The following is an 11,999-nucleotide window of genomic DNA, read 5'->3' as shown; positions in this document are numbered from 1 at the left end:
CGGTTTCAACGCAAATCACTGTAGGAGCTGAGCTTGCTCGCGAAGGCGTCGTGTCAGTCCACGCAAATATCGACTGATACAGCACTTTCGCGAGCAAACTCAGCGCCTGCATGGGTCTTGTGTACGCCGCAAAAACTGTGCGAGCTAGCCGGCCAGCTCGACCATCAACCCTATCGGCTCAATGCACGAGCCAGAAACGGCGCAGTCTTGCTCTTTTTGTTCGTGGCGACTTTTTGCGGCGTGCCCGCCACGACAATCTTGCCGCCCTGATCCCCCGCCCCCGGCCCGATGTCGATCACCCAGTCGCTCTGCGCCACCACGCGCATTTCATGCTCGACCACGATCACGGTGTGCCCCGCTGTCACCAGCGTATCCAACTGTTCCAGCAACCGATCGACATCACGCGGATGCAGCCCGGTGGTCGGTTCATCGAGCACATACAAAGTCGCGCCGCGCTGGTTGCGCTGCAACTCGGTGGCCAGTTTGATCCGCTGCGCTTCGCCACCGGACAACTCTGTGGCCGGTTGCCCGAGACGCAGGTAACCGAGACCGATGTCGCGCAACACCTCCAGTGAACGACGAATCCCCGGTTGCTCGGCGAACACCGTCACCGCCTCATCGACAGTCAATTGCAGCACCTGCGCGATGCTCAAGCCTTGCCAGAGGATCGCCAGCGTTTGCGGGTTGTATCGCGCGCCATGACAGGTCGGGCACGGTGCATACACGCTGGGCATGAACAACAATTCAACACTGACAAAACCCTCACCCTCGCACGTGGCGCAACGGCCCTTGGCGACGTTGAAGGAAAACTGCCCGGCGTCATACCCGGCCGCCTGCGCTTCGGCAGTGGCGGCGAACAGTTTGCGCACGTTGTCGAACAACCCCGTGTAGGTCGCCAGATTGGAGCGCGGCGTGCGGCCGATGGGCTTCTGATCGACTTGCACCAACCGTTTGATCGACTCCAGCCCCGCCGTGACCTGGCCGCTGCTGACCTGCGGAGCGTCATCTTCAAGGCTGAGTTCTTCCGGTTCGCTCTCTGTGGTCGGGCGCCCCAGTCGCGCGCCAACCAGTTCCAGCAAGGCCTGACTGACCAGGCTCGACTTGCCGGAACCGGACACTCCAGTGACCGAGGTAAAGCACCCCAAAGGAAACTCCGCACTGAGGTTATTCAGGTTATTGCGAGTGATGCCGTCGAGTTTCAGCCACGCTGTCGGCTTGCGCGCTGTACGGGTTTGCCGCTGGGTTTCGGCAAACAGATAGGCGCGCGTCTGCGACTGTTCGATCTCGGCCAATCCCGCCGGGGGGCCGCTGTACAACACGTGTCCGCCCTTCTCTCCGGCTGCCGGCCCGACATCAATCAACCAGTCGGCGCGGCGCATGGTCTCCAGATCATGCTCGACCACAAACAATGTGTTGCCGTCAGCCTTCAACCGTTGCAAAGCTTCGAACAGCGCTTCGCCATCGGCCGGGTGCAAACCGGCGGACGGCTCATCCAGCACATAGATCACGCCAAACAACTGCGAGCCCAATTGCGTCGCCAGCCTCAAGCGCTGCAACTCACCGGACGACAGCGTCGGTGTGCTCCGCTCCAGCGCCAGATAACCGAGCCCAAGGTCGGTCAGCGTACTGACCCGCTCCAGCAGATCCTCGGCAATGCGCTGCGCGGCCAGGCGTTTTTCCAGCGACAGGTTTGGCGTATGGCGCACATCCGGCGCGCTGCCGTGGCCACTCGCACCCTGGGCCACCCGTTGCTGGCGAGCTTCGCGGGTTTGCACGTGGCTAAGGGTTTCCCCGACTTCGTCGGCGTGCTCCAGATAACTCGCGGCGGCCACCGGTCTCAGCACTTCAGCGACTTGCAGCAAGGGCATCTGCGACAGCTCACCGATGTCATAACCGGCAAAGGTCACCGACAACGCTTCGCGCTTCAGGCGCTTGCCGTCACATAACGGGCAAGGACTGCCGAGCATGAACTGCGAAACGCGCTTCTTCATCAGCGCACTTTGCGAGTGGCTGAAGGTGTGCAGGATGTAGCGGCGCGCGCCGCTGAACGTGCCCTGATAACTCGGCTCCATCTTGCGTTTGAGGGCGACGCGGGTTTCTTCCGGGGTCAGCCCGGCGTACACCGGCACGGTCGGGGTTTCTTCGGTGAAGAGAATCCAGTCGCGCTGTTTTTTCGGCAGCTTTTTCCATGGGATATCGACGTCGATGCCCAGGGTCACGAGGATGTCGCGCAGGTTTTGCCCCTGCCAGGCCAGCGGCCAGGACGCCACGGCGCGTTGGCGAATGGTCAGGTTCGGATCGGGCACCATCAGCGCTTCGGTGACCTCATACACGCGACCGAGACCATGACATTCCGGGCAGGCGCCCTGTGGCGTGTTGGGCGAGAAGTCTTCGGCGTACAGCATCGGCTGCCCCGGCGGATAACTGCCGGCGCGCGAATAGAGCATGCGGATCAGGCTCGACAACGTGGTCACGCTGCCCACCGACGAACGCGTGCTCGGCGTGCCGCGCTGCTGCTGGAGCGCCACGGCAGGCGGCAGGCCTTCGATGGAGTCAACGTCCGGCACGCCGACCTGATCGATCAATCGCCGCGCGTACGGCGCCACTGACTCGAAGTAACGCCGTTGCGCTTCGGCATACAAGGTCGAGAACGCCAGCGAGGATTTGCCCGAGCCGGACACGCCCGTGAACACCACCAGCGAATCGCGAGGGATGTCGACGTCGACGTTCTTCAGGTTATGTTCACGGGCGCCACGCACCCGGACCATGCCGGTAGGCGCTTGGGAATTACGCTTGGAAGTCATTGGCGGGCCTTGGTTGGAAAACAAAAAAAACTTCTATGACTAATGAGACCTCATCGATTGCGGAGTTCACTGTGGCGAGGGGATTCATGAGAGTGTCAGATTTTTTGTGTGCGGGCCGTTAATGGCCTGCCGTCAGGCAGGCCTTCATTTCACCAGTTAGACCTGATGAATCGGTCCCCGTACAAAACCGCAAATTGATTCATAGCGTTTTTCCAGTCATGGGCGGCGCTTCCCCAGTTGGCGGTGATGTTTTGCAGTGCCAGCCAGATCAGTTTCGTCGCGGCTTCGTCGGTTGGAAAGTGACCTCTTGTCTTGATGATCTTGCGCAGCTGCGAGTTGATACTCTCGATGGCATTGGTGGTGTAGATCACCTTTCGTATGGCTGGCGGGAACACAAAGAACGGGATAACTCGATCCCAAGCGCGTCGCCAGGCTGCAACCACCGTTGGATATTGCTTGCCCCAAGGCCCCGATTCGAAGGCATCCAGAGCTTGCTCGGCGACTTCGGCGTTGAGTGCTTGATAAATCGGTTTCAGGGCCTTGGCCAGTTCGCGACGCTTGTCCCATGCCGCGTAATCAAGGCTGTTGCGGATCAGGTGAACGATGCATGTCTGCAACGCTGTCTGAGGAAACACTGCACTCAAGGCTTCAGGCATGCCTTTGAGACCATCCGTTACCGCAATCAGGACATCTTCGACACCTCGGGTTTTAAGGTCGTTGAAGACTTTCATCCAGAACTTGGCGCCCTCTGTGTTCTCAATCCAGATGCCCAGAATGTCGCGGGTGCCGTCCGGAAGTACGCCCAGAGCCAGGTAAATCGCTTTGTTGCGAACCACGCCTTCATCACGGATTTTAACCCGCAGCGCATCAAAGAAAATGACCGGGTACATGGGCTCGAGGGGCCGTTGTTGCCACGTACTGACTTCCTCCAGAACAGCGTCGGTAACGGTGCTGATGAAGTCATGGGAGACATCTGTTGCGTACTGTTCCGAGAGAAATGCACGAATCTCACGAACGCTCATGCCGCGGGCATACATGGCAATGATCTTGTCATCAAAGCCTGTAAAACGCCGCTCGTGTTTGGGGATCAAAATCGGAGAAAAGCTGCCGTCACGGTCTCTGGGAATATCCAGACGCAACGGGCCGTCATCGGTCAGCACGGTTTTGCCGCTCTTGCCGTTACGCTGGTTACTCGAATCCTCAGGGCGCTCCGCGCCCTGAGGATAGCCAAGGTGAAGTCCCAACTCGGCACCAAGGGCTCTTTCGATAAGCGCCTTTTTGAACGCCATCGCGGCATCCTGAATCGCTTCGGCACTCATCGTCTCGCTGAGGAACTGGTCGATCAGCTCTTTTGGAATGGACGGAAGGTCACGCTTGGCCTCACGGGCCGGTTTCTTTTTGGTTGGCATACATGCACCTCTGCAGCATGTTATGCCCGAACACAAAATTTATGACACTCCCGGATTCATCCCCGTTTGGCTGCGCAGCAGTCGTAAAACCTGAGAATGCGGTTCAACTGGAAGAATGCTGGGGAGCGCTGGGGAGCGCTGCGCACTCCAACGGGGATAAATCCCCTCGCCACAAGTAATTCCCTTACAACACAGGTGCCTCCCGTACAGAAGTCATTGGCGGGCCTTGATTGGAAAACAAAAAAAACTTCTATGACTAATGAGACCTCATCGATTGCGGAGTTCACCGTGGCGAGGGGATTCATCCCCGTTCGGCTGCGCAGCAGTCGTAAAACCTGAGAATGCGGTTCAACTGGAAGAATGCTGGGGAGCGCTGCGCACTCCAACGGGGATAAATCCCCTCGCCACAAGTAATTCCCTTACAACACAGATGGCTCCCTTACAACACAGGTGCCTCCCTTGCAACACAGATGGTCCCCGTACAGAAGTCATTGGCGGGCCTTGATTGGAAAACAAAAAAACTTCTATGACTAATGAGACCTCATCAATTGCAGAGTTCACTGTGGCGAGGGGATTCATCCCCGTTCGGCTGCGCAGCAGTCGTAAAACCTGAGAATGCGGTTCAACTGGAAGAATGCTGGGGAGCGCTGCGCACTCCAACGGGGATAAATCCCCTCGCCACAAGTAATTCCCTTACAACACATATGGCTTCCTTACAACACAGATGGCTCCCGTACAGACGTCATTGGCGGGCCTTGATTGGAAAACAAAAAAACTTCTATGACTAATGAGACCTCACCGATTGCGGAGTTCACCGTGGCGAGGGGATTCATCCCCGCTCGGCTGCGCAGCAGTCGTAAAACCTGAGAATGCGGTTCAACTGGAAGAATGCCGGGGAGCGCTGCGCACTCCAACGGGGATAAATCCCCTCGCCACAAGTAATTCCCTTGCAACACAGATGGCTCCCTTACAACACAGATGGTCCCCGTACAGAAGTCATTGGCGGGCCTTGATTGGAAAACAAAAAAAACTTCTATGACTAATGAGACCTCATCGATTGCAGAGTTCACCGTGGCGAGGGGATTCATCCCCGTTCGGCTGCGCAGCAGTCGTAAAACCTGAGAATGCGGTTCAACTGGAAGAATGCTGGGGAGCGCTGGGGAGCGCTGCGCACTCCAACGGGGATAAATCCCCTCGCCACAAGTAATTCCCTTGCAAGACAGGTGCCTCCCTTACAACATAGATGGCTCCGGTACACACATTGGCGGGCCTGATTGGAAAACACAAAAACTTCTATGACTAATGAGACCTCATCGATTGCAGAGTTCACCGTGGCGAGGGGATTCATCCCCGTTCGGCTGCGCAGCAGTCGTAAAACCTGAGAATGCGATTCAACTGGAAGAATGCTGGGGAGCGCTGGGGAGCGCTGCGCACTCCAACGGGGATAAATCCTCTCGCCACAAGTAATTCCCTTGCAACACAGATGGCCCCCGTACAGAAGTCATTGGCGGGCCTTGATAGGAAAACAAAAAAACTTCCATGACTAATGAGACCTCACCGATTGCGGAGTTCACTGTGGCGAGGGGATTCATCCCCGTTCGGCTGCGCAGCAGTCGTAAAACCTGAGAATGCGGTTCAACTGGAAGAATGCTGGGGAGCGCTGGGGAGCGCTGCGCACTCCAACGGGGATAAATCCCCTCGCCACAAAGTAATTCCCTTGCAACACAGATGGTCCCCGTACAGAAGTCATTGGCGGGCCTTGATTGGAAAACAAAAAAACTTCCATGACTAATGAGACCTCACCGATTGCGGAGTTCACTGTGGCGAGGGGATTCATGCAGTGGTCAACTAATTCCGGACACCTCGATAGGTGGTTTTGACGCCATCGCCCGCTCATAGACGGTCGGTGGCAGATATCCCAGTTTCGAGTGAAGCCGTTCGTTGTTGTAATACCCAACGATGTACTCGGTGATGTCGCGGATCGCTTCGGTATGATTGGCGTAGTCACGTCGCCATACCCGCTCCATTTTCAAGCTCAGGAAGAAGCGTTCCATCACCGCATTGTCCCAGCAATTACCTTTACGGCTCATGCTCTGCTGCATGTCGTTTCTTGCCAGTAACTCTCTGTAAGTTGCACTCGCGTATTGGCTGCCACGATCCGAGTGGGCAATCAGGCCTGGCGGCGGTTGGCGCTGTGCGATGGCCAGTTGCATCGCAGTGCACACCAGCTCTGCCGGCATGTTCGGAGCCATCGACCAGCCCACGATCTTGCGTGAAAACAAGTCCAACACCACGGCCAGATACAGCCAGCCACTGCGGGTGCGGATGTAGGTGATGTCTGCCACCCAAGCCTTGTTTGGCGCTGCCGGATCAAATTTTCGGCTCAGTACATTTTCGGCAATCGGCAGATCATGATTGCTATCGGTCGTGTGCACAAACTTGCGCTTCCAAGCCGAACGTAGCCCATTGGTACGCATCAAACGGCGGATTTTATACAGCCCAACAGACAGGCCTTTGCCGCGCAAAGCGTCGCGCAAGGGCCGGCTGCCGTAGCAGCCACCACTCTCGGCAAAAGACGCCTTGAGTTGCAAAACGACAGGACAACTCTGCCGGACGGGCGCATCAGCACGCTTTTGCGACTCATAGAAGCCCGAGCGACTGATGCTCAGTAACCGACAGACATGTGTCACTGAGTAGGCCTTCTGTTGCAGCTGCCGAACCAGTCGATACCTTACTTCAGCTCGCGGGCAAAGAAGGCCGTAGCCTTTTTTAAGATGTCGTTATCCATCTTGAGCTGGCGATTTTCCTGTTCCAATTGCCGGATTCGCTGTTGCTCTGCCGTCAATGGCTTGCCGATTCCGGCGTGCCCCAATTGCTCTGCCTCGTACTGTTGAACCCAGCGTCGAACGGCTGTCTCACCAATGTTCAGATCTTGGCAAACCTGCGTAACGGTTAGCCCCTGATCCTTGATCATCTTCACGACTTGCAGCTTGAAGCTGTCGTCGAATGCCCTGCGTTTTTTGGTCATGAATAACTCCTCGATAGATGTATTTTCCACCTATCGGGGTGTCCGGGGAAATTAGACCACTGCATCATCCCCGTTCGGCTGCGCAGCAGTCGTAAAACCTGAGGATGCGATTCAACTGGAGGAATGCCGGGGAGCGCTTCGCACTCCAACGGGGATAAATCCCCTCGCCACAAGTAATTCCCTTACAACACAGGTGCCTCCCGCACAGAAGTCATTGGCGGGCCTTGATTGGAAAACAAAAAAACTGCTATGAATAATGAGACCTCATCGATTGCAGAGTTCACCGTGGCGAGGGGATTCATCCCCGTTCGGCTGCGCAGCAGTCGTAAAACCTGAGAATGCGGTTCAACTGGAAGAATGCTGGGGAGCGCTGCGCACTCCAACGGGGATAAATCCCCTCGCCACAAGTAATTCCCTTACAACACAGATGGTTTCCTTACAACACAGATGGCTCCGTTACAACACAGGTGGCTCCCCTTACAACACAGATGGCTCCCTTACAAAACATATGGCTCCCTGCAACACAGATGGCTCGCTTACACCGCAGACGCACAACAGGCACTCGGGTTCGGTATTAAAAACGGTGATCGGGGGTTCAAGCTCCGAGCACCGATCGAATCATCTGCAACATCGCCTCGGGGCTATAGGGTTTGCCGAGCAAATGCGTGTCGGGGCTCAGTTGATGATTGCGCGAAATAATGTCGCGGGTATGCCCGGAGGTGAACAGCACCGCCACCGGCGGCGATTGCACCTTGGCCCAGGCAAACAGGTCGGAGCTTTTGATCAGCCCCGGCATGACCACGTCAGTGAAAATAAGATCGACTGCAATGCCTTCGAGCAGCATTTGCATCGCCACGTCGCCATTGCCCGCCGTCAACACGTGGTAACCCTCTTCGCGCAGCAATTCAACCGCCGAGGCACGCACCGCGTCGTTGTCCTCGACCACCAGAATCGTCTCGTGGCCACCGGCCTGTTGCCGTTGCGGATTGGGCGATTCATCAAGGACCGGGCGCAAGCTGCGCGGAAAGTACAACTGCACCCGCGTGCCCTCGCCGACCTGACTGTCGATCTCGACGTGGCCACCGCTCTGCTTGACGAAACCGAAGACCATGCTCAGGCCCAGACCAGTGCCTTGACCGTCGGCTTTGGTGGTGAAAAACGGTTCGAACACCTGTTCCAGAATCTGCGGCGCGATACCAGCCCCGCTATCACTGACCGCCACCCGGACAAACTCGCCGGGAACAAGACCTTTACCCACACAGAATTCGGGGTCGAGTCGCACGTTGGATGCGCTGAGGCTGATGGTGCCCTCGCCTTTCATTGCGTCCCGGGCGTTGATCGCCAGGTTGAGAATGGCGTTTTCCAGCTGATTGCGGTCGACGTTGATATGCCACGGCGTTTGCGGTAATTGCACATCGATCTGAATGGTTTCACCCAACGCCCGTTGCAGTAATTCGCCCACACCTTCGAAGATCTGCTGCGGATTGCACACCGCCGGGGACAACGGTTGGCGCCGGGCAAAAGCGAGCAATTGCGACGATAGCTTGGCGCCCCGCTCGACCGCCGCCAACGAGGCACTGACGCGGCGCTGCACGTTGGGATTATCCGGCTCATGCCGGGCCAGCAAATGCAGATTGCCGGCGATCACCTGCAACAGGTTATTGAAGTCATGGGCAACGCCGCCGGTCAGGCCGCCGATGGCTTCAAGCTTCTGCGATTGCCGCAACTGCTCTTCCGCCGCCAACCGCGCCTCGACTTCATTGGCCACACGCTGCTCAAGGTTGCGGGTGAATTTAAGCAGGGATTCTTCGGCATTCTTGCGTTCATGAATGTCGATCAACACACCGGGAAAGCGCAGCGCCTCGCCGTGTTCGTCGAACTCGCAAGCGCCGCTGGCCAACACCCACACAAAGCCACCATCAGCGCGCAGCACGCGGTATTCCGCGTTATACGGCTCGCCGGTCTGCACCGAATGCGCGACACGCTCCTGCACCCAGGCAAGGTCGTCAGGATGAATACGTGATTGCGCGATGTCTTGCGCCAGATTGCTCAGATCCTGATTCGGCGGATAAGAGAACGTGCGAGCAAAGCGCTCGTCCGCGGACAGTGTATTGTTTTTCACGTCCCAGACGAACGAGCCGAGCAAGGCCCCGGCATTCAGCGCCAGGCGCACCCGCTCGTTATCGGCTCGGTAAGCATTTTCGGCATCCCGACGCAGGCGCTCGGAGCGCATGAACTCGGTGGTTTCGACGACCATCGCCATGACACCGGCAGGCTGCCCTTGGTCGTTGGCCACCGGGCTGTAATACAGATCCATCCAGACGTCTTCAGGAACGCCATCGCGTAACAGCACCAGCTCTTTATTGCGAAAGGACAGCGTGCCGCCGGCCAGGCATGTTTCCAGCACATGTCGGTTGAACTCGGCGACCTCCGGCCAGCCCAGTTCCACCGGCACCCCGAGCAGATAGGGGTGACGGCCACCGGCAAATGTCGAATAGGCGTCGTTGTAGATCATGTAGCCGGCCCGGCCCCAGAGCATCACCATCGGCAACGGCGAGGCGAGCAACAGTTGCACTGTGCTGCACAGGCTCGCCGGCCACATGGCCAACGAACCCAACTCGGTGAGGCTCCAGTCGAACGCTCGAATGCGTTCGGCCATCTCGCCTTTCCAGCCGTCACAACCGTGGCTATCGGATAAAAACTGCATCGACTGACTCGGTGTCCTGTGCTGATTGCCCGATGAATCGCGACGCCAAAACGACGCGACGCCCGTCTGTTTCGAGCGTCTGTCGTCGTATTGGTTTCATATGAAGTAAGCCGATTTTAATCCCTGACCGGAGCTCAGACGCCGATCAGATGCTTGAGCGGATGGTAGCCAGTTTTCATCTTGGCGGCGACGTCGAGAATGGCTTTTTCGATGCCATTGAGGTGCATGCAAGTCAATTCGATCGCGGCGCTCTGATTTCCCGCTTCGATGTACTCGATCAGTCGCAGGTGTTCGTCATCGCGGCAAGCTTCGTGGCTGTCGTCATCCAGCGCCGCAGCGTACAGCGACGCGCGGGAAATCAGCTTCTGGAACCAGTCCAGCAGCACCGGATTGTTGAGGCTGCGTGCCAGTTTGATGTGGAACTCGCCGAGCAGATGAATCAGCCGTTCGTGGTCACCAGCGGCATGGGCTTCATCTTCCAGCAACAGGTGCTCGCGCAAGTCCTGCATCGCCGCTGTGTCCTTGCGCCGGCACAGTTCGGTGACGATGCCGATCTCGATCAGACGGCGGGTTTCGAACAGCGAACGGATTTCTTCATTGCTCGGCAGCGACACCGACGCACCTTTATTGGGCTCGGTGGTGACCAGTCCGTCGGCCTCCAATTGCTTCAGCGCGGCGCGAACCGATGTGCGGCTGACATTAAATAACTCGGCCAGCGAGGCCTCGCCCAGCTTCATCCCCGGGCGCAGCGAACGCTTGCTGATCGCCTCGTAAACCCCTTGGTAGACGCGGTCGACCGTGGTTTCCAGTTTCTTCTCGGTCATTGAAAAACTCCTTTAGGTGCTGGCAACGCTGCCCTGGCGAATGAACAGCCGGAAAAAAGGGGGTTGCACACGCAGATTAATCCGGGTATTTCTAAATTGCATTCAGATATTGCATACAATAAATAGAGGATTGCACCATTATGGGTCAACCAATAGCAATTGAAGTGCGCAACGTCTCCAAACGGTACTCCGACGATCCTGGCCTCGCGCCGGCCCTCGACAATGTTTCGGTAAACATCGCCGACAACGAGTTCTTCACCCTGCTCGGCCCTTCCGGTTGCGGCAAAACCACTCTGCTACGCACCATCGCCGGCTTCGAACACGTCAGCGAAGGCGAGATTCGTCTGGCCGGCGAGCCGGTCAATGACCTGCCGCCGTTCAAACGCCGGGTCAACACGGTATTCCAGAGTTACGCGCTGTTTCCGCACATGAGTGTGGCGCAGAATATCGCCTTCGGGCTTGAGATGCAGGGTCTTGATCGCAAGTTGATCCCGGATCGGCTCAACGAGATGCTCGCGCTGGTGCAAATGGAGCATCTGGCCAATCGCAAACCTTCGGAGTTGTCCGGTGGCCAACAGCAACGCGTGGCGCTGGCCCGGGCCTTGGCGCCGAAACCGAAAGTGCTGTTGCTGGATGAGCCGCTATCGGCGCTCGACCTCAAGCTGCGCAAGGAAATGCAGGTCGAACTCAAGCGCGTACAGAAAGAAGCCGGCATCACCTTCATCTTTGTCACCCACGATCAGGAAGAAGCGCTGACGCTGTCCGATCGCATCGCCGTGATGTCGGCCGGCAAGATCTTGCAGATTGGCACCCCGACCGATATCTACGAGCATCCAAAACACCGCTTTGTCGCGCAGTTTATCGGCGATATCAACTTCCTTCCCGGCCACCTGAAACACGGCGAGCACAACGAAAAGCTCTTCGTGCCCAACGGCATGCCAGTGGAGATTGCCTGCCAGCCGCAGGGTTTCGACGGCAGCAGCGTGCAACTGGCGTTTCGGCCCGAGCGTTCGCAACTGGTCGACGCCAGCCAGCCACATCACCTGCGTGGCGTCATCGAAGCGGTGCTCTATGTCGGCACCGCAACGCTGTACCAGTGCCGCTTGAACAATGACATCAAAGTCATGCTGCGCGAAAACAACGAAGGCCTGAACCGTGGCCGCGCGGTCGGTGAACGCGTCGCCGTGCATCTGCCGCCGCACGCCTGCCTGTTGATGGAGGCCTGAG

The 11,999-nt window shown here is 57.6% G+C and carries 6 protein-coding genes; 1 reads left to right on the top strand and 5 read right to left on the bottom strand.

What is annotated here, in order from left to right:
- Window positions 1-170 precede the first annotated feature (170 nt).
- From JFT81_RS00225 to JFT81_RS00205, 5 genes are all read right to left on the bottom strand, one after another.
- Window positions 171-2,804, bottom strand: a complete 2,634-nt coding sequence (locus JFT81_RS00225) for an excinuclease ABC subunit UvrA (RefSeq protein WP_201225353.1) — start codon at window positions 2,802-2,804, stop codon at window positions 171-173.
- Between the two features lie 149 nt (window positions 2,805-2,953).
- A complete protein-coding gene (locus JFT81_RS00220; RefSeq protein ID WP_201225351.1) occupies window positions 2,954-4,213 on the bottom strand; it encodes an IS256 family transposase in 1,260 nt (419 codons plus the stop codon).
- 1,844 nt (window positions 4,214-6,057) lie between these two features.
- Window positions 6,058-7,241, bottom strand: a protein-coding gene (locus JFT81_RS00215; protein ID WP_201225349.1) for an IS3 family transposase whose coding sequence is annotated in 2 segments (ribosomal slippage) — window positions 6,058-6,977 and window positions 6,977-7,241 — 1,185 coding nt in all. Because the reading frame shifts where the segments join, the coding sequence is not laid out codon by codon here.
- Window positions 7,242-7,836: 595 nt separating this feature from the next.
- Window positions 7,837-9,948, bottom strand: coding sequence for a hybrid sensor histidine kinase/response regulator (locus tag JFT81_RS00210; RefSeq protein ID WP_201225347.1), 2,112 nt, complete (start codon window positions 9,946-9,948; stop codon window positions 7,837-7,839).
- A gap of 134 nt (window positions 9,949-10,082) precedes the next feature.
- A complete protein-coding gene (locus tag JFT81_RS00205; protein WP_007969663.1) occupies window positions 10,083-10,772 on the bottom strand; it encodes a GntR family transcriptional regulator in 690 nt (229 codons plus the stop codon).
- A 140-nt stretch (window positions 10,773-10,912) separates the two neighbouring features.
- On the opposite strand from JFT81_RS00205, the gene JFT81_RS00200 reads away from it, so the two are divergent.
- A complete protein-coding gene (locus tag JFT81_RS00200; RefSeq protein ID WP_201225339.1) occupies window positions 10,913-11,998 on the top strand; it encodes an ABC transporter ATP-binding protein in 1,086 nt (361 codons plus the stop codon).
- The last annotated feature ends 1 nt before the right edge of the window (window position 11,999 follow it).

Origin of the sequence: Pseudomonas sp. TH43 (genome assembly GCF_016650635.1) — a bacterium.
GTDB lineage: Bacteria > Pseudomonadota > Gammaproteobacteria > Pseudomonadales > Pseudomonadaceae > Aquipseudomonas.
The sequence above is the reverse complement of the archived record's forward strand: the minus strand, read 5'-3'. Positions and strand labels throughout refer to the sequence as shown.

Bases quoted from the DNA above. Each gene is read 5' to 3' on its own strand.
- JFT81_RS00210 (WP_201225347.1), bottom strand. From the start codon at position 9,948: ATGCAGTTTTTATCCGATAGCCACGGTTGTGACGGCTGGAAAGGCGAG.
- JFT81_RS00205 (WP_007969663.1), bottom strand. From the start codon at position 10,772: ATGACCGAGAAGAAACTGGAAACCACGGTCGACCGCGTCTACCAAGGG.
- JFT81_RS00200 (WP_201225339.1), top strand. From the start codon at position 10,913: ATGGGTCAACCAATAGCAATTGAAGTGCGCAACGTCTCCAAACGGTAC.
- JFT81_RS00225 (WP_201225353.1), bottom strand. From the start codon at position 2,804: ATGACTTCCAAGCGTAATTCCCAAGCGCCTACCGGCATGGTCCGGGTG.
- JFT81_RS00220 (WP_201225351.1), bottom strand. From the start codon at position 4,213: ATGCCAACCAAAAAGAAACCGGCCCGTGAGGCCAAGCGTGACCTTCCG.